Source organism: Nocardiopsis nanhaiensis, assembly GCF_054778635.1.
Genome location: NZ_BAAGZJ010000022.1, coordinates 35,927 through 59,543, shown reverse-complemented (window position 1 = coordinate 59,543; position 23,617 = coordinate 35,927). Strand labels below are relative to the sequence as shown.

The window sequence follows — 23,617 nt, the reverse complement described above, 5'->3', positions numbered from 1 at the left end:
GCGCACCACCCCGCTCGTCGTGACCGCACTGCCCAAGAGGCGCGTACCCTCCTCGCCCAAACCGGTGGCGGCACCGCCTCCACCGGTATGGAGACGGTGCCGCCAAGGAACGGCTCGCGAAGAAGGGCCATACGGGCAGTACGGGCGGCCTCAAGAACGGGCAAGCAGGTCGAACGCCGCTAGACGAGGGGTTCGACCTTGCTTCCCCACAAAGACACACCCGCCTCGGCCAGGACGCTGAAGGTCAGCACCCAGGATTCCGAGGTCGGGTCCCACTGGGGGGCGAAGACACCGTTGTAGGACTCGCCGTCGACGATCAGGTCGGCACGGTTCTGCCCGTCGAGCCGCCAGTCGCCCTCGACGTCACCCGTGATCCGGCCGTCGTCGTGCAGCTCAACGCTGACGGCCTCGTTGATGTCGGCCGAGATCGCCTTGCCGTGGTCGATGAACCGGTACTCGCCGACCACGTCCGCGTGGTGGACCTGCCCCGCCTCGGCCCCGGCGAACCGGTAGGGGGCGACGACCGGCCAACCCTCGGCGTTCATGTACATCTCGTGGTTCCGGACCTCGTGCACCTCACCCTGGTCCGGGAAGCGGCTGTGGAAGATCAGCTGCATGCGTCCGGTGTCGGGGTCCACGTGGGAGGTGTTGTGCCCCGGGGACACGTACCCGTGGCCGATCCCCTCGCCCGGGTCGCCCTCCTCGCGCTGGAACAGGAAGTTGCCCATCAGCTTCGTGCCGAACGGCTCGATGGTCTCATCGTCGAAGATCGGAAGGGAGGGGTCGGCCTTGACCTCCCGCATGTCGTTGCCCTCGGCGTCGAAGTAGGGCCCCTCCGGCGTTTCAGCCCGCGCGACCCGCACGTTGTAGCCGCCGTCGGCGTCCAGGCCGCCGAAGGTCGTGAACAGGTAGTAGTAGCCGGTGTCGGGGTGGTGCAGGATGTTGGGGGCCTCGATCCGGCTGTGGTTCCCGCCCATGAGGTGGGTGCCGTAGCCCTGGTCGGCCAGCGGCATGCCGGTCTCCTCGTCCATCTCCAGGATGAACAGGCCGCCGGAATAGGAGCCGTAGACCATCCACAGGGTTCCGTCGGCGTAGAAGACGTCGGGGTCGACCGCGTTCGGGTGGACGAGGGGGTCGTAGGGGGTGCCGTCCTCGCTGGGGCCCTCACCCTCACGGTGCCCGGAGCGCAGGAAGATGCCGAGGTCCTTATAGGGGCCGTCCACCTCGTCGGCCACGGCCACACCCATCGCCGAACGCGGAGACTCACCCTCGCAGGCGTTGTAGTACATGTAGTAGCGGCCGTCGGAGAGCTGGATGACATCGGGGGCCCAGAGCGTGGTGCTCTCCGCCCACTCCAGCGCCTCGGAGAGCTCTTCGGTGACGTCGTCGAAGAGCGGGTTCTCGGGGTCCACCAGCTCGGCGGTCTGCTCCCAGCCGATGAAGTCCTCGGTCTTCGCGGCGGCCAGGTGCGATCCGAAGACCCAGTACTCGTCTTCCGCGGCCACGATCGAGGGGTCGTGCACGGTGGCGTCGGTGAACTGCGGAGGATCGGGCAGTTCGTCCCAGGAGCCTCCTTGCTCCTGCGGGTCTGTAGCCCCCGATGCCAGCTCTCCCTCCTCAGGCCCGCCCCGCTCCTGCGCATGCGTGAACGCCGCGACGAGCGCCACCGTGGTCACAGCCGCCGCGGTCAGGCCCGCGGCCGTTGTTCGAAACGTCACGAATTCTTCCTTCACTGTTGCCCGCGACGCTCGGGCGACGCCGCTGTTCTTCCGGTGGCTTCCGGCCGTCGGCAGTATGTGTTAGCGCTAACATTCGCAATGACAGTTACCTACACTGCAACGTTTCACAAACGTGGTCAAGGGGGCGTCGCGCACAAAGGCAGTTCCAGGAGGGCGAATCACAGGTCAGCGCGGCCGCACTGGTCCCACCGCGGTTGCAGGGCCGGGCGACCCTGTGGTTCGCGGCCGCCTTGGCGGTCATCGGCCTGGCCGGTGTCTGGGCGTTCGTGCCCCAGCGCCTGCAGGTCCCCTCCGCGGGCGGACTGCGTGCGCGGCTGCGCCCGTTGGGCGACCGAGTTTCTCGGCGGCCGGTACGTCAGCCTCCTGGCCGCTGTACTGGCGCTGGTCGCCCTGGCTGCGTCCTACGTCGCGCAGCGCCCTTCCATTGCCCCGAGCCGTGCTTGAAGCGAAAGAATTCCCTCCGCGAAGCCATGCGGTTTCTCTCTGTAGGCATTCTCAGGAACTTTCCTGGAAAGTCGGGATTCCCGCGCTTGTCGGTGGCATGATGGTCTGCACGAATCCCGAGGCCTTCCCCGCTGGGCCAGAGGTCCCTGTGCTTGTGGGGAGGCTACCGTGCCCCTTGTGTACGTCTATGGCGCCGCTCAGCTTAGAGAAGTGGGGGCCGGGCGGATTCCTGCCGGAAATCACTACTCCGGAGATATTTTCTCTCCGGGAATTCGGCGGAAGATGCCCTTCTGCGATACCGGGAAGGCCGACCGACCATCACCGCTGCCCTATTCAGCGCGGTGGCCGCGGCCGCGCTGTCCGCCTGCTCAGCAGGATCCGGGACCGTGGAGACGCCGGAGCCACCGAACGGCGGGCCCGCCGCTGACCCCGCCTCGGAGGAGCTCGATCTCACCCCGATGCCCGAAATGGTGCTGGGCGAGTTCGAGGCCACCACCCCACCTGGTCCGAGGCCGGGGGGCGAGCCGGTGGGCTCCGCCCTGTTCAGCTCCGACGGTCCACACTGGCCACCGTCGGAACGGATCCACTCATGGGATGCCGAGGACGGCCTGGCCCGGATCTCGGAGATGACCGGGCTCGGCGAAGGGGAACGGTACGTGTCGATCAGCGCCGACGGCTCGACCCTGGCCACGTTGAACTTGGAGGGAACGGTCCGGATCTGGGACGTACCGACCGGCGGAGAACCGGCACACACGCATTCCGGCCTCACCGCAGATCCGATGTCCATGCTGGTAAGCGCTGACGGGGCCCACGTGGCCGTCACCGACCTGGCCGGGATGCTCTACCTGCTCTCGGATGGCGGGACCGAGACGGTGGAAGCCCATACCGGCTCCGCCTACCTCGCGCATTTCAGCCCGGCGGACGATCTGGTAGCCACCCACGGAGAGGACATGGAGATCCGGATGTGGGACCCGGAGACCGGTGCCGAGGAGGTGACGCTGACGGGCCACACCGGGCCCGTGCGCGACACGTCCTTCTCCGGAGACGGAACGCTTCTGGCCAGCTCGGCGGGGGACGGGACCGCGCGGTGGTGGGACCTCGACGAGCCGGGCGAGATCGGGATGGCCGAGTTCGAGGGCGAAGGACCGTACGCCGTGGCTGCCTCCTCCGACGACAGGCTGGTCGGTGTGGTCGACGAGCCGGAGGGCAGCCCCGTGTTGGAGACCGGGAGCGGCTAGACCATCGCCGAGTTGGACAGCCTCGACGGGTTCAGCTCACTCCGGTTCTGCACTGACGACCGGACGATGGTGTCGGTCTCGATGGCGTCCGGCCGGTTGTGGGACAGCCATCTGGGCGACACTGTCGGCACCCTGATCGGCGGTGCGGACGGTGTTCCGGGTACCGACTCCGCTGACGGCCTGATGCCAGCGCTCAACCGGGACTGCACACTCTTCGTCTGGATCGACGGCGAGCCCGGTGACGGATCCGTGGTGGCCAACAGCGTCGTGCCTGCCTGAGGACCAGCAGGGGGTCACCGGCCTGCCGACGGACCTCCAGGCGGCCGCGTCGGGGCCCGCACCTGTGCACGGGCCCCGACGCGGTTTCGGGAGGGGGAAGGATCAGGAACCCCCGGTTGCCCGATCCTCCCCTTTTGCCGCATGGTGAGCTGCTTCAGATAGGACCGCACCCCTGCCCCTGAGGGTTTCCGCGGAGGCGCCCTCCCCGTCGGGCCCCTCCCCTTTGGACTCCGCCTGTCCGGGCCCTTCCCGCGTGGGCTCCTCCTGTGCGGGGTCGCCACTCGACCTCAGGTACAGAGCAGTGACGGCAGCCAGCACGAGCAGGACGACGATGCTGGTGTAGCCCACCGCGCTCATTCCGGACATGAACGCGTCCCGGGCCGCGTCCATTAGTTCACCCGCGACCGGTTCCGGCAGGTTCTCGGCGGCGGCCGTGGCGCCGGGCAGGCTGTCACGAGCCGCGTCGGCTGCCTCGGCCGGGGTCCCCGCAGGGATGTTGTCGGCGATCAGGAAACGGTAGACAGCCGCGCCCACGGCGCCCAGGATGGCCACACCCAGCGCCATGCCCATCTCGCTGCACGTCTCCGACATCGACGAGGCGGATCCGCTCTTCTCTTTGGGTGCGGAGGCGATGACCAGGTCGATCACCAGCACCATGAGCGGAGCCAGACCGGAGGTGATCAACAGGCTGCCGACGATGCCAAAGACCATCCCGGTGTCCGCCTGAGCCTGAGTGAACAGAGCGAACCCGATCGCGGCGATGACCAGGCCGATGGCGATGGTGTTGGCAGGGCGCAGCTTCGCGGCCACCAGCGGAGCGACCATCGCACCGGCGACGTTGGCGACGGCGTAGGGCACCATCCACAGTCCGGCCTGGGCGGGAGAGAGCCCCTGGACCATCTGGAGGTACTGGGCGAACAGCAGGACGAATGCACCGAGGGCGAGCGTGCCCAGCAGCAGGGCGCCGAGACCGACGGAGAACGCACGGAACCGGAACAGGCTCAGGTCCATCAGCGGGCTCTCGAGCGAACGCTGGCGTCGGACGAACATCCAGCCGAAGAACGCACCGGCCACCAGCAGGAGGATGACGTTCAGGCCCCAACCGGACTCGGCGGCGTTCTTGATCGCGTAGATGATCGGCAGGAGCGCGGCCAGCGACAGCGCCACGCTGAACAGGTCCAGGCGTCCGGCCTTCGGGTCACGGTACTCGGGCAGCAGAAGCGGAGCGGCGATCAGCAGCAGGATCATCACGGGAACACCCATGAGGAAGACGGAGCCCCACCAGAACCACTGGAGCATGACACCGCCGACCGCGGGTCCGAGCGCGCCACCAGCGGAGAAGCAGCTCAGCCAGACGGCGATCGCGACACCACGCTGCTTGGGGTCGTGGAACATGTTGGTGATCAGCGACAGCGTGGACGGCATCAGCGTCGCACCAGCGATGCCCAGCAGGGCGCGGGCGACGATCAGCATTTCGGCGCTGGTCGAGTAGGCCGCGATCAGGGAGGCCACACCGAAGGAGGCGGCACCGATCATCAACAGTTTGCGTCGACCGATCCGGTCACCGAGCGTACCCATGGTGATCAGGAAACCGGCGATCATGAAGCCGTAGATGTCGAGGATCCACAGCTGCTGGACGCCGCTGGGAGCAAGGTCGGCGGCAAGGTGCGGTAGAGCCAGGTGCAGCACGGTGAAGTCGAGTGCGAGCAGGATGGTCGGCAGGGCCAGGACGGCCAGACCTATCCATTCGCGTGGGCCGGCCTTCCGGCCGCGTGCGGCGTTCGTGTCGTTGGTCATGGGAGGTCTTCCTCTCGTGGGGGCGGGCTCGGGCGTTCAGCTGTCATAGGGGTCCCGGGCGCGCCGCAGGCTGAGTGCACGGGCCCACCAGGTGAGCCGGTCGAGCATGGTCCGGGCAGCCGGTTCGTGGACCTGCGGATCGATGGGGTGCCCTTCTCCGCCGAAGTGCTCCCGGTGGTCGATCAGGCTGACGGTGTCGCGGATGGTCACGGCTTCGAGAGCGGCGAAGACCGGGCGGAGCTGTTCCACAGCCCTCCTGCCGCCGCTGTCCCCTCCGTAGGAGACGAAAGCGATCGGTTTGGCCCGCCACTCGTGCGAGAACCAGTCGATGGCGGTCTTCAGCGCTCCGGGAAAACTGTGGTTGTACTCCGGGGTCACCACGGTGAAAGCGTCCGCGCGGTCCAGCCACGGTCCGAGTTCACAGACGGCCGGCGGTAGGTGGTCACCATCGTCGGTCAGTACCTCGGGCAGACACGCCTGCGCCAGGTCGATCACGTCGACTTCCAGGTCCTCCCGCTGACGTGCGAGGGCGGTGAACCACTCGGCGGCGACGGGGGCGAAGCGTCCCCTGCAGATGCTGCCGATGATCACCACCACACGAAGTGGCTTCTCGGTCCCGGGCATCACTCCTGCCTTTCCGGTCGGCTCCTGTGTCGGTGTGTTGAACACGTTGGCGGGAGGGCGTTCCGGAAAGGCTCCGGTCGGGTTCCGAAGCGGTGGAACCGGAACGGTGTTGAGGGCCTTCACGTGCCTGGAATAGGCTGGCGCCATGCGCTTCGGGATGCTCGGCCCGCTCGAGGTGTGGGGCACCGACGGCTCTCCAGTCCGGGTCCCCGAACTCAAGGTGCGGGCTCTTCTGACGGCCTTACTGGTACGCGAGGGGCGCCCGGCCACCCCTGACGCCCTCATCGACGACTTGTGGGGCGAGAGGCTGCCCGCCAACCCCGCACGCGTTCTGCGCGCGAAGCTTTCCCAACTGCGCGGCGTACTGGAGCAGGCCGAACCGGGCGGGCGTGAACGCGTGGTCCACTCCACCGCTGGTTACCGGCTGGAGGTGGGTGCGGACGACGTCGACGCGGCGCGCTTCCGGTCGCTGGTCGAGCGCTCACACCGGGCACACGACCCCCGTGCGAAGGCCGTTTCACTGGCCGAAGCACTCGCCCTGTGGCGCGGGCCGGTCCTGGCCGACTTCGCCGACGAACCGTTCACGCGGACCGTCGCGGTCCGGCTTGAGGAGGAGCGGCTGGCCGTCTTGGAGGAACAGGCCGTCATCCGGTTGGAACTGGGCGAGCACCACCTGCTCGCAGAGGAGCTGGGTGAACTGGTCGGGCGCCATCCGTTGCGGGAACGCCTGAGCGCCGTGTACATGAGAGCCCTCTACCGGGCCGGACGCCAGGCTGAGGCGTTTGAGGCCTTCGAACGGTTGCGGAACCGCTTGGTCGAGGAACTGGGAGTGGACCCGGGCCCCGGAACCGTCGCCTTGTGGCAGCAGATCCTGCGGCAGGACCCGGAGCTCGAACCCGGCCCCGTCGCCCCCACTGCACTGCGACCTCGGACGAACGTGCCTGCGCAGGTCAGCGACATTATTGGCCGCGAATGTGAGGTCGAGCAGGTTCGCGCCCTCGTGGCGGAGGGGCGCCTGGTGACCCTGACCGGTCCGGGCGGAGTGGGCAAGACCAGGCTTGCCCTGGAACTCGCCTCAGGGGTCGAAGAGGAGTACCCGGACGGAGTATGGCTGGTGGAGCTGGGGTCTCTGCCGCCGGAATGCCGGGCGGACGATGCCCCGGACGTTCCCTGGCCGGAGGGCATGGATCCTGGGGTGGCGCGTGTCGCAGAGGCCGTGGTCGCGGTTGCCGGGGTCGGGGACCTGTCCCAAGGCTTCAGTGCCAGCCGCACGCTGCTGGTGTTGGACAACTGCGAGCACATTGTCGAGCCCGTCGCGGAACTGGCTCAAGAGCTGCTGCGAAGTGCGCCGCAGTTGCGCCTGCTGGTGACGAGCCGTGAACCACTGGGTATTTCCGGTGAACGGGTGTACGAGGTCTCCCCGTTGCGAACCCCGGGGGAGACCGGTGCGGTGGAGGGCACTGCGGACCAGCCCGGCGACTTCAGCGCCGTGCGCCTCTTCGCCGCCCGTGCCGCCGCTACCGCCCCCCGCTTCACCCTGGACGACCAGACCTTCCCGTACGTTGCGTCGATCTGCCAACGGTTGGACGGCCTGCCACTGGCCCTGGAGCTTGCAGCCAACCGGGTACGCGCCCTAGGCGTGCGCGAACTCGCCGCACGTCTTGACGACCGGTTCGGTCTGCTGGCGGTTAGCAACCGCGGGGCACCGCGGCGACAGCAGACCCTGCGCGCCATGATCGAGTGGAGTTGGGACCTGCTCACCGGGCCGGAGCGGATGGTGCTGCGCCGTCTGGTGGCGCACGCCGAAGGCTGCACGCTCGAGGGCGCGGAGGTGGTAGCCGGCGGGGAGGGCATGGCCCCCGGAGCCGTCCTCGACCACTTGGTCCGGCTCGTCGAACGCTCCCTCGTCGTAGTCGTCGACGACAACGAGGAGGTCCGCTACCGCCTTCTGGAGACCATCGGGACCTACGCGGCCGAGCGCCTGGAGGAATCGGGGGAGGTCGGGGCCGTACACGAACGGCACATGCACCACTACCTCGAACTGGCCGAGAGAGCCGATCCCCTGCTGCGCGGCCGGGACCAGCGCCGCTGGCTGCGGCGGCTGGACTCGGAGAACGCCAACATGCGGGCCGCCGCCGACACCGCAGTAGGGTTCGGTGACGCCGACACCTCGCTACGTCTGGCCCTCGCCCTGGTCTGGCACCGCTACCTGCGCGGCAGGCTGGAGGAGGCTTACCGGTCACTCATCCGAGCCCTGGCCCTGCCGGGCGGCACCGCGACCCTGCGCGCCAGGGCCGCGGCCTGGCGCGCAGGTCTGGCCTTGAAGGTTGAGGAACCTGAGGACCCGGTCGCGGTGGTGAAGCAGGCACTGGACGGCTTCGACGGTGTCGACGGCCGTGTGGACGAGCGGGAGCGCGCCCTGGCAGAGTGGTTCCTGAGCACCATTCTGCTGGACTTCGGTGAACTGGCCGTCAGCGAGGATCTGGTCGGCCGGGCGCTGACCGTATTCCGGGCCCAGGGTGACCGCTGGGGCATCGCCGCCGCATTGAGTCTGCGCGCTTGGCTTGCTCAGGCCCAGGGCAGGTTGACCCAGTTCGAGGCCGACGGCATGCGCGCCCTGGAACTGTTCCGTGAGATCGGTGACCGATGGGGCCAGTTGCAGGCCATGCCCGTGCTGGGCAGCCGTGCCGAGATCGCCGGTGATTACACCGAAGCGGCCCGGATGCACCGTGAAGGACTGCGCATTGCCGAGGAGCTCGGCCTGTGGTCCGAAGTCTCCTACCGGCTCAGCGAACTGGGCCGCAATGCCCTGTTGCGCGGCGACTACCAGCAGGCCGAGGACTTCCACGAACGCGGGCGCAGGCTCGCGGCCGAGCAGGGCGACCTGTTCGGTCAACGGCATGCCGAGTTCGGCCTGGGGCTGGGGGCTCGCCGCGAGGGACGGCTGGACGTGGCCGAGACCCACTTCGTGGGATGGCTGGAACGCCTGAGGGGACTCCAGGCGCCCGCCGCTGAGGCCCTGGTTCTGGCGGAACTGGGTTTCGTGGCCGAACTGCGGGGCGACGCCGAACAGGCGTTGCGCAACCACACCGGGGGACTGGCGGTCGCGCGCACCACGGGCAGCCCGCGCAAGATCGCCCTAGCCCTGGAAGGGCTGGCGGGTGCGTGGATGCTGGCGGGTGAGTCCGCACACGCAGCCTACTTGTTGGGCGTTGCGGTGGCGGCACGCGCCTCGGTGGAGGCACCGCTGCCGGACGCCGAACGCGGCGACGTCGAACGCGCGACCGGCGCCGCGCGTGCGGCACTGGGGCAGGCGGGTTTCACGGCCGAGTTCGAGCGCGGGCTGGAGGCGGACCTGGATGAGGTGGTGCGCTGGGAGGTGGAGAGGACCGCGGGTTGAGGCCGGTCCGCTCGCCCCGCACACGCGGGGGCGTTCCGCCGTTCGGGCGAGGGCTGTTAGCGTCCGTCCCCGTGGACGACAACGTGTATGTGGGCAATGCGGGCAAGGACGCGGTGCTGGACCGGGGGTGGCTCCTCGGGCACTTCAAGGACGCCGACGACCCCCGGCACAGTGAAGCCGTGGAGATCAAGTGGGGAGTGCACCAGCGCGGCGACGAGCGGGCGCAGTGGGTGAGCGGGGAGCGGCGCACCGCCCTCCTGGTGCTCATCAGCGGCCGCTTCCGGGTCGAGATCCCCGGCCGTTCCGTCCTCCTGGAACAGCAGGGCGACTACGTCGTGTGGGGGCGCGGCGTGGACCACTCCTGGGTCGCGGAAGAGGACTCGGTGGTGCTGACGGTCCGGTGGCCCTCCGTTCCCGGCTACGCGGTAACCGCGACGGAGCAGTGAGCCCGGCGGGCACGTGACGCACGCGCACTGAAAGCGGGTTCAGGCCCGGTCCAGCTTCGACAGCAGCCGGACGATGTTCAAGTGGGTCATGAAGCTCCGGTTCATCTCGCGGTTGGAGTGGAAGTTGAGCACCACGTGGGCGTCCTGCTCCGGGTAGTGGAACATCTGGGTGGCGAAGAAGCCGAGCCCTCCGACCGGCTGGGGCAGCCCTCGCATCAGCGGGGGTGCGAACTCGCCGAAGCGCAGGGTCATGTAACCCGCCCCGTAACGGATGCCGCGGCGGAAACGGCGCCTGGGCCGGGTGAGGTGTTCGAGGCCGCCCTTGGAGATGAGCTGTCCGCCGTGCAGGGCACGCTGGAAGCGCACGAGGTCCCCGGGGACGGTGACGATGTTCCCGCCCCCGTAGGCCAGGCTCAGGCTGCGGGCGCGGCTGAACTCGGCGCCGTTGATCCAGAACGGCGCGATGTCGAGTCCGGTGAGGTCGTCGGGGGCTTCTCCGGGGTCGTAGGGCATGGAACTGCGCGTCATGCCGCTGGGTTCGAGGACGCGCTCGCGCAGGAGGGCGGCGAAGCGGTCGCCGAGGGCCTCCTCGGCGATCCGGCCCAGGAGGAGGTAGCCGGTGTCCGTGTAGTGGAAGAGCTCGCCTGGGCGCCCGACGGCGCGCAGCCGACGGGCCTCGTCGAGGAGCGCCGAGGGCAGCCACAGGCGGTCGCGGTTGGTGGCGAGCGTCCTGATCGAGCAAGCGGTCTCACCGCCGTGGGGCGGTTCGAAGAAGTCGGGCAGGCCGCTGGTGTGCGTCAGCAGGTGTTCGACGGTCACGTCGGTGGTGGTGTCCACCCCGGGAACCGCGGGCAGGCCGGTGAGGTCGGCCGCGGGCAGTAGCTCGCCGATCGGGGTGGTGAAGTCGAAGCGGTCCTCCTCGACGAGCATGGTGACGAGCGCGGCCGTCATGGACTTGCCGATGCTGGCGGCGTGGTAGGGCTTCTCCTGGTCGCCGAAGGTGAATTCGAATTCGGGCGCCTGGACGAGGACTTGGGGCGCGGGCATGTCGCCGCGGCGGCGTACGGCCCGTTCGAGCCCCTTCCGGACGCGGTCGGCATCGCTTGCGGCGGCCGGGGTGGGCGTGTGGTTCGCGGGCTTCATCGGGTCCTCCGATGGCTGGGGAGCGGAACACGATCTCCCTAATATGTCTAATAGACATGTCTATGAGAGTCAAGGCTTTACACTCGGCCCATGGCCCACGTGATTCTCGGACTGCTCCTCATCTCCAAGCAGAGCCTCTACGACCTCATCAAGGCTTTCGAGGCCGGAGTCTCGCTCTTCTACAGCGCCAGCTCCGGCAGCATCAAGCGCGCGCTGGACACCCTGCAGAAGCAGGGGTTCATCGAGGTCGCCAGCGTCGACGCGGGGGCCAGGGGGCGGAAGGTGTACCGGGTCACCGAGGCGGGGCGCGAGGAGTTCCGCGCGTGGATGACGGGGGAGATGACCGGACCGGACACCGAGGTCTCAGCGCTGTCCCGGCTCCACTTCCTCGGCTTGCTGGAGCCGGACGAGCGGGCCCCGGTGCTGCGCCGCATCACGGAGCGCATCGAGGGGGAGCTGGCCCAGCTCACCGATCTCAGCGCACGCCTCGAAGGCCAGGACATCCCCGAGGGGTACCGGGACGTGGCCCTGCACCAGTTCGCCACGCTCGACTACGGCATCGCCTCCCAGCGCTTCGCCCTCGACTGGTTCCGCGAGCACCTCGAGCGCCAGGAAGCGGAGGACCGCCGGGCCCCGGACGGTCACGAGTCCCAGAACCGCCAGGACCCACCGGGCCGGTGACCCCGCACGACCCCCGGCAGAATGGCGGCATGGCAGCACACGCACGCGAGACCCGCGCCGCCCAGTCGACCTCCGACGATCGCCCGGGGGAAGAGCGAGGCCGCTGGGACCTCCTGTCCGGCCGACCTCCGCCCATACCGGGCCCCGCCCTCCTGCGACAGGCGTGGGTGGACGTCGCGTTCGTGCACTGGGCCGTGGACCCCGCCGCCGTGGCTCCGCTGCTGCCCGAAGGCACCCGGCCGGACACGTTCGACGGGGTGACCTACGCGGGCCTGGTCGCCTTCCAGGTGCCGAGCACCCTCGTCCTGGGCACCGTGCCCACCGGTGCGTTCGGCGAGGTGAACGTGCGCCTGTACTCGGTCGACGAACACGGGCGGCGCGGCGTGGTCTTCCGGACGATGGACACCGACTCCGCGCACGTGGTCGCGGCGGCCCGAGCGGCGTCCGGGCTGCCGTACGTGTGGTCCGACGTGTCCCTGTGCGAAGGCCCCCGAGGTGTCCGCGCGGGGGCGGTGCGGCGCCGCTTCCCCGGGGCCGCCGCGGGGTCCTGGGCGGTGCGGGTCGGGGAGCCCTTGGCCCGGCCCAGCGCGTTCGAGCACTTCCTCACCGCGCGCTGGGGCCTGCACACCCGGCACCTCGGCCGCACGTGGTGGATCCGCGTCAGCCACCGGCCCTGGCCGCTGCACGCCGCGAGCCTGGTGCGCTACGACGGGGACCTGCTCGCCGCTGCCGGGGTGCGGCCGCTCACGGAGAGCCCCGTCTCGGTCCTCTGGGCCTCCGGGGTCTCCTGCCCCATCACCCCCAGCCTCGTGTGACGCGCGGGTCCGAGCCGCGTAGCCCGGCTCAGTACGTGATGGCGCCGGTGGACGCGGAGCGCACCAGCTTCGCGTACTTGCCGAGCACACCCTCCGGGAACCGGTTGGGCAGGGGCTGCCAGCCCTCCCGGCGCGCTTCCAGCTCCTCCTCGTCCACGTGGAGGGTGATGGCGCGCTCGGCGATGTCGACGCTGATGCCGTCCCCCTCGCGGATGAACGCGATGGGCCCTCCCTGCACCGCCTCCGGGGCGATGTGGCCGACACACAGCCCGGTCGTACCGCCGGAGAAGCGCCCGTCGGTCAGGAGCAGGACGTCGCTGCCCAGGCCCGCGCCCTTGATCGCGGCGGTGATGGCCAGCATCTCCCGCATGCCGGGGCCGCCCTTGGGGCCCTCGTAGCGGATCACCACGACGTCCCCCTTCTGGATCTCACCGCTGCTGAGGGCGTCCATCGCCGCCTGCTCGCGCTCGAACACGCGCGCGGGGCCCGAGAAGACCGCGGTGTCGAACCCGGCGGTCTTGACGACCGCGCCCTCCGGTGCGAGCGATCCGCGCAGGACGGTGATGCCGCCGGTGGGGTGGAGGGGGTCGTCGAGCCGGTGCAGGACGGTCCCGTCGATCGGGTCCGGCTCGAGCTCCCGGAGGTTCTCGGCCACCGTCCGGCCCGTGACGGTGAGGGCGTCACCGTGCAGGAGCCCTTCGTCGAGCAGCAGCTTCATCAGGACGGGGATGCCGCCGACCCGGTCGACGTCGTTCATGACGTACTTGCCGAACGGCTTGAGGTCGCCGATGTGGGGGACGCGGTCGCAGATGCGGTTGAAGTCGTCGAGCTCGAGGCCGACCTTGGCCTCGTGGGCGATCGCGAGGAGGTGCAGCACGGCGTTGGTGGAGCCGCCGAGCGCCATGACGACGGTGATGGCGTTCTCGAACGCCTCCCTGGTCATGATGTCGCGCGCGGAGATCCCCTGTTCGAGCATGGCGACCACGGCCTCGCCGGACAGGTGCGCGAAGTGGTCTCGGCGCCGGTCCGCGGACGGGGGAGAGGTCGAACCGGGCAGGCTCATCCCCATCGCCTCGGCGATCGCCGCCATGGTGTTCGCGGTGAACATACCGCCGCAGGCACCCTCACCGGGACAGATGGCGCGTTCGATCCGGTCGAGGTCACCGGTGCTCATCCGCCCGGCCTTACAGGCCCCGACCCCTTCGAAGGCGTCGATGAGCGTCACGTCCTTCTCGGTGCCGTCCGAGAGCTTCACCCACCCGGGCGCGATGGTGCCCGCGTACATGAACACGGACGCCAGGTCCAGGCGCGCGGCTGCCATGAGCATGCCGGGCAGGGACTTGTCGCAGCCCGCCAGCAGAACCGACCCGTCCAGCCGCTCCGCCTGCATGACCGTCTCGACGGAGTCGGCGATCACCTCGCGCGAGACCAGGGAGAAGTGCATGCCCTCGTGGCCCATGGAGATGCCGTCGGACACGGAGATCGTGCCGAACTCCAAGGGGTAGCCGCGACCGGCGTGCACACCGCCCTTGGCGGCGCGCGCGAGCCGGTCCAACGAGAGGTTGCAGGGGGTGATCTCGTTCCACGAGCTGGCGATACCGATGATCGGCTTGCCCCAGTCACTGTCGCCCATCCCGACGGCGCGGAGCATGCCTCGGCTGGGTGCGGCCTCGATGCCGTCGGTGACGGTACGGCTGCGCGCTTTCGGATCAATGCTCATGTGGGTGCCTCGCAAGGAGTCGTCGGCGGAATGCTTCATGGCTGTCCCCAGTGTCTACCGTGCCTTACCGGTATGGGGGACGGCCAACCCTCGCCGTTGACTTGGAGCGCGCTCCAAGGCCTAGCGTTCCAGGTATGAATCCACACACCACTTCCCCTTACGAGGTCACGGCCCGAATCCGCTGCTCCGCCGAAGCGGACGCCGGCGAGGCGCGCCTGGCCCTCGGCGCCCTGGCTCGGCACACCCGGTCCGAACCGGGCTGTCTCGCGTTCTCGGTTCACGAGGAGGCCGACGCCCCCGGATCGTTCGTATTGTGGGAGGTCTTCACGGACGAGGCGGCGTTCAAGAAGCACTTCGACTACGAGCACACCCGCTCGTACACGGGGCTCAGACTCACCGATTTGGTCGAGCACTGGGTGACTCTGCCCGTCGGCGCCGAGCCCACCTGATCCCGGCCCGCCCGGTTCTAGTCGGCCTGCCTGGTTCAACCGGCTTCCCGCCGCTTGTCGTGGGCATCGATCAGCCTCTCGTAGGCCGCAACCTTGGCCTCCAGGGCCTGCTCGTGGCGGCTCAGCAGCGCGATCTGCTCCCTGAGGTACTCATGGTGCTCGGCCAGCATGTCCATCCGTGACCGCAGGGTGCCGTCTCCCTGTTCGCGAAGATCGGAGTAGCGGCGCATCCGCGCGATGGGCATACCGGTCTCCCGCAGGCGCAGCAGGAAACGTATCCACTCGACGTCCTCGGGCTGGTAGCGGCGGTGGTTCTCGGCGGAGCGCGCGACCGGCCGGAGGAGTCCGATCCGCTCGTAGTACCGGAGCGTGTGGCCCGAGACCCCGGTCCGCTCGGCCATCTGTGCGACCGTAAGCCCTGGGGAACCGTTTTCGTCAGTCACGCCCAGCAACCTACAACCCGGCCCGAGCCGCGTGCCCGCGGCAGTCAGGAACGGAATCCCAGGCGAAGGGTTGAGGCCCTTGGTCCGCGAGAAGACCGTCGGGCCCCGTCACGCATCCCTCACCCCACCTTGGCGGCACGGCGCAGCAGAAGGATCCCCATGGCGATGAGCCACACCGCGAGCAGCAGCGCCGGTGCCACGTGCCCGGCGAGATGCGGTATCACGTCGAAGCCGACGAAGTAGGTCGCCGCCGAGACCGTGACAACGAGCCCCAGGGCGGCTCCGATCCAGCCTTACCAACGCGGGTAGGTTCCACTGAGCACGATGGCCAGTCCCAGAAGTGTGAAGGCTACCCCGGTCATCCAGAACACGGCGGTCAAGACGACGCCCTCCAGCGCCGCGTGAGTCGCCTCCCCGACGACGGACATATCGTCCTGGACCGTGCCCTCAGTCTGTGCCCAGGCATCGGCCGTCACTTTCAGCGTGTAACCGTCCAGGGCCGTCTCCACCGCGAAGAGCGTCCCGACCGCCAAGCACCGCACCAACGGCGATACGCCCGACCACCGTGCTGCACCCCCTCGTAGGGACGCGACAAGGGCGTAGAAGGCCACCGGCCACAACCCCACCGAGACCATGACCAGCAGATGGAGCGCCTGCCACTCGAGGCGCCTTGGTCGCTTTCATGCGCAACGCGGTGAGCGGGCGACTCACCCTTCTGGTTCCGACACTGGAGCCGAATATTTGCGAGGAGTACCGGAACAAGGGCGAGGTCGGGGCGCGCCGAAAGGAGGTCTTCGAGCGAGTCGAGACGCTCGTCCGGGACGCCCAACGGGAAGGCTGGCTCCGCGAAGACATCGGGGCCGGGGACATCGGTATCTGGCTGGTCAAGGTGTGCCGACCGGTGCTTATGTTGTCCGCTGAGGTAAACGAGACTGCCGCGCGCAGGCAACTCGAAGTGCTCATCGACGGGCTGCGGGCCACACCCCCCGACCACGGCGGGTCCGGGCTGTCCGGAGAGCCGCTCAATGGCGAATGGTCCACGTCCCCAGGGAAGACTCCCCGGCGCTCCGCGCAGAACACCTCCGCGCCCGCCTGCCCTCCCCGGGCCCGACCGGAAGCTCTACTTGATCCCGGAGCGCATGAAACTCTGCACGAACTGTCGCTGCACGGCGATGAAGAAGACCAGCAGGGGGATCACGATGATGAAGGTCCCCGCGGTCAGCGACGCGAAATCGATGCCGGACTCCGGGGCCAGGAAACGCACGATGCCGACGGTCACCGGCCGAGCCTCAGCGGTACGCGTCGCGATGAGCGGCCACAGGAAGTTGTTCCAGTGGAAGGACACCGAGATCATCGCGTAGGCGACCACGGTCGATTTGCACAGCGGTAGGTAGACCCGCCACAGCACCTTCAGCCGCCCCAACCCCTCCATTTCCGCGGCCTCGACGAGCTCTTTGGGCACGGCCTTGAAGGACTGCCGGAGCAGGAAGATCGCGAAGGCGCTGGCCGCGTAGGGAATCCCGACGCCCGTCAGCGTGTCGTCCAGCCCCAGGCGGGCGATCATCTGGAAGTTCTCGGCCAGCATGATCTCCGGGAAGATCACCAGCTGGGCCAGCACCACAGTGAACAGGGCGTGGTGGCCGGGGAACTCGAACCGGGCGAAGACGTAGGCCGCCAGCACACCGAGCACGATCTGGGCTGTGGTCAGGCCCACGACGAGCAGGAATGAGTTGCGGTAGTACAGGTCGAAAGGCGCGGCCGCCCACACCCGGGTGACGTTGTCCAGGGTCCAGCCGCTGAACGGGGACAGGTCCGTGGCCGACTCGCGGAACGCCAACACCATCACCAGCAGCAGCGGGAAGACCCACAGAAGTGCCGCACCCCAGCCCAGGGCGACCAGCAGCCGGTCGGCCCATGCGGCCCGCGGTCGGCCGGTGAGCCCGCGAGCTCCGCCGGTGTGCTCCTCGGTCCGCTGGTCGGGCGCGGCCTGGTTCGGGCCGCCCGACCCGTCGAGTTCCTGAGTCATCGTCAACACCTCTCAGCGGTAGTGGATCCGCTTGTCCAGCAACCGGATCTGCATCACCGCGACCAACAGCAGAACGAGCACGAGTACGACGGTGATCGCGGCCGAGTACTCGGGGCGGAACTGGCTGAAGGCGGTCTGCCAGACGTAGTAGAGCAACAGGTTGGTGGAATCGTGCGGGCCGCCCTGGGTCATCACGAACACCAGGTCCACCTGCTTGAAGGAGTTGGCCGTGGCCACCACCCCGACGAACAGGGTGGTGGGCATCAGCAGCGGCCAGGTGACTCTCCGGAAGAAGGTCCAGGGCCGGGTTCCCTCCACCCGGGCGGCTTCGCGGAGCTGCGGATCCTGGGAGAGCAGGGCGGCCAGGTAGAAGATGACGAACAGCCCCGCCTGCTGCCAGACGGCCACCACCATCATCGCCGGGAGCGCCGTCGCACCGGATCCCAGCCAGTTCAGCTCGGGCAGGCCCAGGGCCGAGGCGATGCTGTTCAGCACGCCGAAGTTGGGCTGGTAGAAGTACAGCCAGATCGTTCCGGCAGCCACGACGGGCAGGACCGCCGGGGCGAGGAACGCCACGCGCGCGAAGACCTTGCCCCGGACGAGCTTCGCGCCCGCCAGCGCCAGGGCGAGGGAGACGGCGATCGTAGCCGGCACGGTGACCAGGGTGTAGACGATGTTGTTGGTCAGCACCTGGTGGAAGACGCCGTCGCCGACCATCCGCTCGTAGTTCTCCACCGTGAACTCGCCGCCGCGGGTCTGGAAGCTGTTGACGGCGGACAGGACGAAGGGCAGCACGGTGAAGCCGACGAGGATCACGAAGGCAGGGGTGAGGGCGGCGTAGGAGAAGAGGGCGTCCGCCCGGCGCCGCCGGTCCCCGGTACGCCGGCGCGGGGCCGGCGTACCGGGGATCTTCTGGGGGGTGGGGGCCCGCTGCTCCTGCGCGGTGTCCCCGCTCTGCTTGTCAACGGTCATGGGCGTCTCGGCCTCGGGTCTCAGCGGTGCTCCTGCAGAAGGTCGTCGGCCTGCTCCTGGGCTTCCTCGAGCGTGGATTCGACGTCGGCGCCGCCCATGACCTCCTCGATGGAGTTCCCCATGACGTCGAAGGCCTCTTGGCGGTTGTAGACGCCGAACTCGGGCTCGGCGTCGTCCAGCTGCTCGACGGCGACCATCGCCTCGGGGAAGTCCTCCACGTAGCTGGCCAGCGGCTCGGTCTCCCAGGCCTCCTCAAGAGGGGCCACGTAACCGGATTCGACCGTCCAGTCGGCCTGGATCTCCGGCGAGGAGAGGAAGCGGGTCAACTCGACGGCGGCCTCCTGCTCCTCGTCCGAAACACCGTTCATCACGTAGAGGTTGCCGCCTCCGGTGGGCGATCCCGGCTGCTCCTGTGCGGGCAGCGGCGCCACCCCGAAGTCGAAGTCGGCGTTCTCCCGGATATTGGTCAGCTGGCCGGTGGTGGTCCAGATGATGCCGGTCCCGCCGCCGGCGAAGTCGTCGGGGAGTGTGCCCCAGTCGACGGTGCCAGAGGGCTCCAGCCCTTCCTCCTGGAGGTCCTGCCAGTTCTCCAGAGCGGTGACGGTGGCCGGGTCGTCGTAGCTGACGTCGGTGCCGCTGTCCGGATCCCACAGCATGGTGCCGTTCTGGATCACCATGGCTTCCAGCATCCAGACGCCCCAGGTGGTGGAGGGGATCTGCACGCCCCACTGGGCGCCTGCCCCGTCCATCACCTGCTCGCCGGACTCGACCATGTCGTCCCAGGACTCCGGAGGGGCCTCCGGATCGAGCCCGGCCTCCTCGAAGAGCTCCTTGTTCCAGTACATGACCACGGTGGAGCGCTGGAAGGGGATGGAGGCTACGGTGCCGTCGTCGAGTGTGGAGTCCGTCATGAAGCCTTCTTCGAAGCTTCCGAGCCACTCCTCGTCGTCGACGATCTCCCCGATCGGCGTCATCAGTTCCAGGTCGTCCAGAGTGACTAGGTTGTTGGCGCCCAGTACGGTCAGCGCGGGCGGGTTCCCGGCCTGGGTGGCCGACTGCACCGAAGCCAGGGTCTGCTCGTAGTCGCCGGAGTAGACGGGGGTGACCTCGACGCCGGTGTTCTCGTCTTCGAACTGTTCGATGTAGCCGTCGATCACGCTCTCCAACGGGCCCCCGACGGCGATCGGATAGTAGAAGTCGATCTCGACGGCGCCGCTGTCGCCGTCGCCGCCGCAGGAGGCCAACAGCAGCCCGAGAGCCGTCGCACCCGCGGCAGCGGACATGGAACGGCGAGCGGTCCCAGCAGGGGTAGCGGTTCTCTTCGGCATAGGGGTTCCCTCACTTGCTTCTTGCGGTTCGCTGCCTGCTGCGGTGCGGTGTGTCAGGCGGAGCGCAGCGCCCCGGCGCGCGGGGTTCCGTCCAGTCGGCGCCCGGTGTCCGCGGCGTACCAGTGGATGGCGGGTGCGGTGGTGGTGACCACGACGGTGTCGTCCGCGGCCACCTGCTGGTCCGGTTCGATACGCGCGACGATGCGCTGGTCGGCCGCGCTGTGCAGTGTTGCGGTGATGAGCCGGTCCGCTCCCAGCAGCTCGTTGACCAGGACTGTCGCCTTTCCCAGTCGGACACTGTCAGGGGAGACGGTTGCGGCTCCGTGGCCGGGGGAGAGGGGTTCGGCCTCGTGGTGCAGTTTGAGCCGCTCCGGTCGCACACCGAGCGACCCGCCTTCGTCCTGAAGCCGCGCGGGACCGAGCGCGGCGAGTTCGCTGTGCGCGGGGACGTCCAGGATGTTCATGGGCGGCGAGCCGATGAACTGCCCCACGACGGTGGTGGCGGGTGCGCGGTAGAGCTCCCCCGGTGAGGCCAACTGCTCGATACTGCCGTCCGACAGCATCATGACGCGGTCGGCCATCGTCATCGCCTCCACTTGGTCGTGGGTGACGTAGATGATGGTCAGGTCCAGCTGGCGCTGGATGCGTTTGATCTCGGTGCGCATCTCCGCGCGGAGCTTGGCGTCCAGGTTGGAGAGCGGCTCGTCCATCAGGATGAGCCGCTGGCCGCTGACGAGGGCACGGCCGAGGGCGACGCGCTGCCGCTGCCCGCCGGAGAGTTCGGCAGGCCTCCGGCTCAGTAGCTCTTCCAGCCCGAGGAGTTGGGCGGTCTCCGCCAATCGGTCGTTCTGCACCTGCTTGGATTCCCGGCGGGACTTCAGTCCGAAGAGGATGTTCTCCTTGGCCGTGAGGTGCGGGAAGAGCGCATAGTTCTGGAACACCATGGCCAGTTCCCGTTTTTCGGGCGGCAGATCGGTGACGTCGCGGCCCGCGATCCGGACGGTGCCGGAAGAAACCGGCTCGAGTCCGGAGACCAGCCGCAACAGCGTCGATTTGCCGCAGCCCGAAGCGCCCAGGATGGCAAGGAACTCGCCGGACTCGACGCCGACATCGATACCTTTCAGGACTTCGACATCGGATCCCTTGGCCGGGAATGTCTTTCTCACGTCGTGCATCTCGATCGTGGGCATGCGGCTCCTGAAAACGCTCGTCATGATGGCCGACGCGGCCGACGAGTACCCGGGGAGTCTTCCAGCGGGAGGGAAACTTCGGGTGAAGCACGGCTGGATGGGATTTTAAGCTTAGCTGGCCCGGAGTGATCTCCCGTGGCTGTCAGCTTCCTGCGTTCTACCATGGCGGACCAGTAGATTATTGGCGGCCATTACAGCATTCGGTGATCAGAATTTAGATTCCGTTTTCCGAGTGGAATACTGTGGGGGTTCCATAGATGCCAGGATTCGCTTGGCATGCCGTGATCCTAGCTTCTCTACAGTTCACCAAGAAGTCATCACGGGAAATTGGTTCTGATGTGCCCACTTTTTCTGGTGCGCTGGTGGCCGACTGGTGTGGCCGATGTCAGCGGTGGTCAGCACGTGCCCCATCCCGGGGTGAGAGGCCGTAGCCGCCCCGCCCGGCAGGCGTGGGCGGGTCATGGCGGAGGGAGCGGCTATGAGGGCGTTCGACGAAGGTAGCCGAGCAGATCGCGGGCGGCGGCGTCGCGATGCCCGCAGCGATTCGGGTTCAGTCGCGCAAGGGGGAACCGGCGACGGTGAACTGCTCGCCGCCCATGCGGCCGGTCAGCAGTGGTCGAGCCTCGTCGATCGCGGCGCGCACACTGTCCAGATGCAAGGACGTGCGGTGCGCTTCCTCGGATTCCCACAGCTCAGCGACGAACACCGTGTCAGGGTGCTCGCCGCTGACCCCCACCTCGTAGAGCAGGCAGCCGGCCTCGCCGAGCTCGGGGTTGCGGCGGGTCAGAATCGCCACGACCTCGTCCCGCTTGCCCGGCTGGGCTTCCAGGGTCCCGACGTACGCGAAAGTCATAGCCGCACATTACCGATGTCCAGCCCCGCCTATCCCGAACGACACGAACGCCCCGGGCAGCCCCGCATCGACCCCTGCGCCTGAGGGAACGCACTGAGGGGGTCCGGCGCGAGTCGGCGCTGTTGACGTGGCCTGAAGAGGCCTGAAAGGGGCAGAAGAGGTCCGAAGAGGCGTCTCACATCCGAGCGCTCCGCGACGTCTGCCAGGTGATGAAGACGAAGATCCCTTTCGAGCGGGCCGTGGCCGAACACGGCGCCACCGTGCTGCGCGTGTGCGGCGCGGTGCTGGGGCCGGGCGCGGACGCCGAGGACGCGTGGTCGGAGACCTTCCTGTCGGCCTTGCAGGCGTGGCCGGATCTGCCGGAGGACACCAACACCGAGGCGTGGCTGGTGCGCGTCGCCCAGCGCAAGGCGGTCGACATCACGAGGAGACGGGCGCGGCAGGCCGCCCCGACCGGCGAGGTGCCCGAGCGTCCTTCGGACCTGGGCGACCCCCAGGGCCGCGACCTGGACGCGTGGGCCGCCGTGGCCCGGCTCCCCGAACGGCAACGGCTCGCGGTGGCCTACCACTACCTCGGCGGACTGCCCCACGCCGAGACCGCAGGGCTGATCGGCGGTACGCCCGACGCGGCCAGGCGCGCGGCCGCCGACGGGATCAGGACCTTGCGCAAGCAACTCGCGGCGAGCGATCCACAGACGAGTGACACACGGACGAGCGACACACAGAGAGGAGCGGACCGATGAACCCCGTCGAGAACACCCCTGGGGCCGAGAACACCCCCGGAGGGGACACCGGCACGCTGTTCCCCGTCGCCCCGCGGACGCTGGAGCGGCTGCACCGGCGGTTGGAAGCGGACGCCGACTCGGCGCAGCTGACCGACGTGGCCTACACGATCGTCGAGACCCCCGTGGGGCCGCTGCTGCTGGCCGCCACCGAGCAGGGCCTGGTGCGCGTCGCCTACGCATCGGAAGGGTTCGACGGGGTCCTCGCGACGCTGGCCGAACGCGTCAGCCCGCGGATCCTGCGGGCTCCGCGCCGCCTGGACCGGGCCGCCGCACAGTTGCGCGAGTACTTCGCCGGTACCCGGCACCGGTTCGACCTGCCGTTGGACCACCGGCTGTCCGCGGGGTTCCGGCGCACGGTGCAGGAGTCCCTGCCCGGTATCGACTACGGCCGTACCCTGACCTACAAGCAGGTCGCCGAACGCGTCGGCAACCCCAGGGCGGTGCGGGCGGTGGGTACCGCCTGCGCCTCCAACCCCCTGCCCGTCGTGGTGCCCTGCCACCGGGTCCTGCGTTCGGACGGCGGCATGGGCGGCTACATCGGCGGCCTGGAAGCCAAGACCACCCTGCTGGAACTGGAGCGCGCCGCATGAAACCGTCCGCGGAGCCCGAAGAGACCTCGCACGACCCCGGGCCAGCGGCACCACCCGATCCCGGGGCCGTCATCGGCGAGGACGGGCTGGCCAGGCCCGCCTGGGCGGCCACCGACCCGCTGCTGCGCGAGTACTACGACACCGAGTGGGGCATGCCAGTGCGCGACGAGCAGGGCATGTACGAGCGCATCAGCCTGGAGGCGTTCCAGGCCGGGCTGTCCTGGGCGACGATCCTGCGCAAGCGCCCGGCCTTCCGCGCGGCCTTCGACGGATTCGACCCCGATGCGGTGGCCCGGTACACCGAGGAGGACGTCGCACGGCTGCTGGCGGACGCCTCCATCGTCCGCAACCGCGCCAAGATCCGCGCGGCCGTGACCAACGCCCGGGCCACCGTCGAACTCCGCCGGGACGGGGGACTGGCCGACCTGGTCTGGTCGTTCCAGCCGGAGACCACACCCCGGCCGCGGACCTCGGCCGAGGTCCCGACGAGCTCGCCCGAGTCGCGCGCCCTGGCCAAGGAACTCCGCAGGCGGGGGTTCGCCTTCGTGGGCCCCACCACCATGTACGCGCTGATGGAGGCCGTCGGCATCGTCGACACGCACCTGGTGGGCTCCCACCGCCGCGGCAGCTCCGGGGTGTGGCCCGAGTGACGGCC

Annotated in this window: 22 protein-coding genes and 1 pseudogene; 11 read left to right on the top strand and 12 right to left on the bottom strand. The window is 68.9% G+C overall.

Translation table 11 applies throughout. The features are described 5' to 3' along the window. Positions 1-179: 179 nt before the first annotated feature. Positions 180-1,718, bottom strand: coding sequence for a glycoside hydrolase family 43 protein (locus tag ACYVD1_RS13040; protein ID WP_460771850.1), 1,539 nt, complete (start codon positions 1,716-1,718; stop codon positions 180-182). 851 nt (positions 1,719-2,569) lie between these two features. Here ACYVD1_RS13040 and ACYVD1_RS13035 point away from each other — a divergent pair. Continuing rightward, entirely contained in the window at positions 2,570-3,421 is an 852-nt protein-coding gene (locus ACYVD1_RS13035; protein ID WP_460771849.1) for a WD40 repeat domain-containing protein, read from the top strand. 12 nt (positions 3,422-3,433) lie between these two features. Beyond that, on the top strand, positions 3,434-3,700 hold the full coding sequence (locus tag ACYVD1_RS13030; RefSeq protein ID WP_460771848.1) for a hypothetical protein: 267 nt from the start codon (positions 3,434-3,436) through the stop codon (positions 3,698-3,700). A 102-nt stretch (positions 3,701-3,802) separates the two neighbouring features. On the opposite strand, the gene ACYVD1_RS13025 is transcribed toward ACYVD1_RS13030, so the two are convergent. After that, complete coding sequence (locus tag ACYVD1_RS13025; RefSeq protein WP_460771847.1) at positions 3,803-5,497, bottom strand: MFS transporter; 1,695 nt, start codon at positions 5,495-5,497, stop codon at positions 3,803-3,805. 36 nt (positions 5,498-5,533) lie between these two features. After that, positions 5,534-6,121 carry an NADPH-dependent FMN reductase gene (locus ACYVD1_RS13020; protein WP_460771846.1) on the bottom strand — a complete coding sequence of 196 codons (588 nt, stop codon included), beginning with the start codon at positions 6,119-6,121 and terminating at the stop codon, positions 5,534-5,536. 145 nt (positions 6,122-6,266) lie between these two features. On the opposite strand from ACYVD1_RS13020, the gene ACYVD1_RS13015 reads away from it, so the two are divergent. Next, positions 6,267-9,521 carry a BTAD domain-containing putative transcriptional regulator gene (locus ACYVD1_RS13015; protein ID WP_460771845.1) on the top strand — a complete coding sequence of 1,085 codons (3,255 nt, stop codon included), beginning with the start codon at positions 6,267-6,269 and terminating at the stop codon, positions 9,519-9,521. A 71-nt stretch (positions 9,522-9,592) separates the two neighbouring features. Further along, positions 9,593-9,967, top strand: a complete 375-nt coding sequence (locus tag ACYVD1_RS13010) for a cupin domain-containing protein (RefSeq protein ID WP_460771844.1) — start codon at positions 9,593-9,595, stop codon at positions 9,965-9,967. A gap of 39 nt (positions 9,968-10,006) precedes the next feature. Here ACYVD1_RS13010 and ACYVD1_RS13005 read toward each other — a convergent pair whose 3' ends face one another. Beyond that, positions 10,007-11,110, bottom strand: a complete 1,104-nt coding sequence (locus ACYVD1_RS13005; RefSeq protein ID WP_460771843.1) for a serine hydrolase domain-containing protein — start codon at positions 11,108-11,110, stop codon at positions 10,007-10,009. A 90-nt stretch (positions 11,111-11,200) separates the two neighbouring features. Here ACYVD1_RS13005 and ACYVD1_RS13000 point away from each other — a divergent pair, with 90 nt between their 5' ends. Both ACYVD1_RS13000 and ACYVD1_RS12995 read left to right on the top strand, forming a co-directional pair. Beyond that, positions 11,201-11,791 (top strand): PadR family transcriptional regulator, encoded by a 591-nt coding sequence (locus ACYVD1_RS13000; protein ID WP_460771842.1) that lies wholly within the window; start codon positions 11,201-11,203, stop codon positions 11,789-11,791. A gap of 29 nt (positions 11,792-11,820) precedes the next feature. Beyond that, on the top strand, positions 11,821-12,606 hold the full coding sequence (locus ACYVD1_RS12995) for a YqjF family protein (protein WP_460771841.1): 786 nt from the start codon (positions 11,821-11,823) through the stop codon (positions 12,604-12,606). Between the two features lie 28 nt (positions 12,607-12,634). On the opposite strand, the gene ilvD is transcribed toward ACYVD1_RS12995, so the two are convergent. After that, the gene (gene ilvD / locus ACYVD1_RS12990; RefSeq protein ID WP_460771840.1) at positions 12,635-14,326 is read right to left on the bottom strand and encodes a dihydroxy-acid dehydratase; all 1,692 of its coding nucleotides are present in this window, start codon (positions 14,324-14,326) and stop codon (positions 12,635-12,637) included. A 134-nt stretch (positions 14,327-14,460) separates the two neighbouring features. Between ilvD and ACYVD1_RS12985 the strand changes: the two genes are divergently transcribed. Continuing rightward, positions 14,461-14,775 (top strand): putative quinol monooxygenase, encoded by a 315-nt coding sequence (locus tag ACYVD1_RS12985; protein WP_460771837.1) that lies wholly within the window; start codon positions 14,461-14,463, stop codon positions 14,773-14,775. A gap of 35 nt (positions 14,776-14,810) precedes the next feature. Here the strand turns inward: ACYVD1_RS12985 and ACYVD1_RS12980 are convergent, their stop codons facing one another. Further along, complete coding sequence (locus tag ACYVD1_RS12980; protein ID WP_460771835.1) at positions 14,811-15,176, bottom strand: MerR family transcriptional regulator; 366 nt, start codon at positions 15,174-15,176, stop codon at positions 14,811-14,813. Between the two features lie 335 nt (positions 15,177-15,511). Then, entirely contained in the window at positions 15,512-15,751 is a 240-nt protein-coding gene (locus ACYVD1_RS12975; protein ID WP_460771833.1) for a hypothetical protein, read from the bottom strand. 137 nt (positions 15,752-15,888) lie between these two features. Between ACYVD1_RS12975 and ACYVD1_RS12970 the strand changes: the two are divergent. Beyond that, a pseudogene (locus tag ACYVD1_RS12970) lies at positions 15,889-16,185 on the top strand (SbtR family transcriptional regulator); the annotation flags it as partial. Positions 16,186-16,338: 153 nt separating this feature from the next. On the opposite strand, the gene ACYVD1_RS12965 reads toward ACYVD1_RS12970, so the two are convergent. The 5 genes from ACYVD1_RS12965 to ACYVD1_RS12945 all read right to left on the bottom strand — a co-directional run bounded on the left by ACYVD1_RS12965 (position 16,339) and on the right by ACYVD1_RS12945 (position 21,587). Next, positions 16,339-17,244: a carbohydrate ABC transporter permease gene (locus ACYVD1_RS12965; RefSeq protein ID WP_460771831.1), complete on the bottom strand. Its 906-nt coding sequence runs from the start codon at positions 17,242-17,244 to the stop codon at positions 16,339-16,341. 12 nt (positions 17,245-17,256) lie between these two features. Next, a complete protein-coding gene (locus ACYVD1_RS12960) occupies positions 17,257-18,216 on the bottom strand; it encodes a carbohydrate ABC transporter permease (protein ID WP_460771830.1) in 960 nt (319 codons plus the stop codon). Between the two features lie 20 nt (positions 18,217-18,236). Further along, entirely contained in the window at positions 18,237-19,544 is a 1,308-nt protein-coding gene (locus ACYVD1_RS12955; RefSeq protein ID WP_460771828.1) for an ABC transporter substrate-binding protein, read from the bottom strand. Between the two features lie 53 nt (positions 19,545-19,597). Further along, positions 19,598-20,734, bottom strand: a complete 1,137-nt coding sequence (locus ACYVD1_RS12950; RefSeq protein ID WP_460771826.1) for an ABC transporter ATP-binding protein — start codon at positions 20,732-20,734, stop codon at positions 19,598-19,600. A 550-nt stretch (positions 20,735-21,284) separates the two neighbouring features. Then, complete coding sequence (locus ACYVD1_RS12945; RefSeq protein WP_460771824.1) at positions 21,285-21,587, bottom strand: putative quinol monooxygenase; 303 nt, start codon at positions 21,585-21,587, stop codon at positions 21,285-21,287. Between the two features lie 209 nt (positions 21,588-21,796). Here ACYVD1_RS12945 and ACYVD1_RS12940 point away from each other — a divergent pair, with 209 nt between their 5' ends. The 3 genes from ACYVD1_RS12940 to ACYVD1_RS12930 are packed head-to-tail and all read left to right on the top strand — an operon-like array spanning position 21,797 to position 23,612. Then, the gene (locus tag ACYVD1_RS12940; RefSeq protein WP_460771822.1) at positions 21,797-22,330 is read left to right on the top strand and encodes an RNA polymerase sigma factor; all 534 of its coding nucleotides are present in this window, start codon (positions 21,797-21,799) and stop codon (positions 22,328-22,330) included. Next, positions 22,327-22,962 (top strand): methylated-DNA--[protein]-cysteine S-methyltransferase, encoded by a 636-nt coding sequence (locus ACYVD1_RS12935; protein WP_460771820.1) that lies wholly within the window; start codon positions 22,327-22,329, stop codon positions 22,960-22,962. The genes ACYVD1_RS12940 and ACYVD1_RS12935 overlap by 4 nt, the downstream gene beginning before the upstream one ends. Continuing rightward, a complete protein-coding gene (locus ACYVD1_RS12930) occupies positions 22,959-23,612 on the top strand; it encodes a DNA-3-methyladenine glycosylase I (RefSeq protein ID WP_460771818.1) in 654 nt (217 codons plus the stop codon). Before ACYVD1_RS12935 ends, ACYVD1_RS12930 begins: the two co-directional genes overlap by 4 nt. Positions 23,613-23,617: the final 5 nt, after the last annotated feature.

Excerpts from the sequence above, each read along its gene's own strand:
- ACYVD1_RS12935 (WP_460771820.1), top strand. The coding sequence starts at position 22,327 with ATGAACCCCGTCGAGAACACCCCTGGGGCCGAGAACACCCCCGGAGGG.
- ACYVD1_RS12955 (WP_460771828.1), bottom strand. The coding sequence starts at position 19,544 with ATGCCGAAGAGAACCGCTACCCCTGCTGGGACCGCTCGCCGTTCCATG.
- ACYVD1_RS12945 (WP_460771824.1), bottom strand. The coding sequence starts at position 21,587 with ATGACTTTCGCGTACGTCGGGACCCTGGAAGCCCAGCCGGGCAAGCGG.
- ACYVD1_RS13025 (WP_460771847.1), bottom strand. The coding sequence starts at position 5,497 with ATGACCAACGACACGAACGCCGCACGCGGCCGGAAGGCCGGCCCACGC.
- ACYVD1_RS13015 (WP_460771845.1), top strand. The coding sequence starts at position 6,267 with ATGCGCTTCGGGATGCTCGGCCCGCTCGAGGTGTGGGGCACCGACGGC.
- ACYVD1_RS12960 (WP_460771830.1), bottom strand. The coding sequence starts at position 18,216 with ATGACCGTTGACAAGCAGAGCGGGGACACCGCGCAGGAGCAGCGGGCC.
- ACYVD1_RS13020 (WP_460771846.1), bottom strand. The coding sequence starts at position 6,121 with ATGCCCGGGACCGAGAAGCCACTTCGTGTGGTGGTGATCATCGGCAGC.
- ACYVD1_RS13000 (WP_460771842.1), top strand. The coding sequence starts at position 11,201 with ATGGCCCACGTGATTCTCGGACTGCTCCTCATCTCCAAGCAGAGCCTC.
- ACYVD1_RS12940 (WP_460771822.1), top strand. The coding sequence starts at position 21,797 with ATGAAGACGAAGATCCCTTTCGAGCGGGCCGTGGCCGAACACGGCGCC.
- ilvD (WP_460771840.1), bottom strand. The coding sequence starts at position 14,326 with ATGAGCATTGATCCGAAAGCGCGCAGCCGTACCGTCACCGACGGCATC.
- ACYVD1_RS12985 (WP_460771837.1), top strand. The coding sequence starts at position 14,461 with ATGAATCCACACACCACTTCCCCTTACGAGGTCACGGCCCGAATCCGC.
- ACYVD1_RS12995 (WP_460771841.1), top strand. The coding sequence starts at position 11,821 with ATGGCAGCACACGCACGCGAGACCCGCGCCGCCCAGTCGACCTCCGAC.
- ACYVD1_RS12930 (WP_460771818.1), top strand. The coding sequence starts at position 22,959 with ATGAAACCGTCCGCGGAGCCCGAAGAGACCTCGCACGACCCCGGGCCA.
- ACYVD1_RS12980 (WP_460771835.1), bottom strand. The coding sequence starts at position 15,176 with ATGGCCGAGCGGACCGGGGTCTCGGGCCACACGCTCCGGTACTACGAG.
- ACYVD1_RS12965 (WP_460771831.1), bottom strand. The coding sequence starts at position 17,244 with ATGACTCAGGAACTCGACGGGTCGGGCGGCCCGAACCAGGCCGCGCCC.
- ACYVD1_RS12950 (WP_460771826.1), bottom strand. The coding sequence starts at position 20,734 with ATGCCCACGATCGAGATGCACGACGTGAGAAAGACATTCCCGGCCAAG.
- ACYVD1_RS13005 (WP_460771843.1), bottom strand. The coding sequence starts at position 11,110 with ATGAAGCCCGCGAACCACACGCCCACCCCGGCCGCCGCAAGCGATGCC.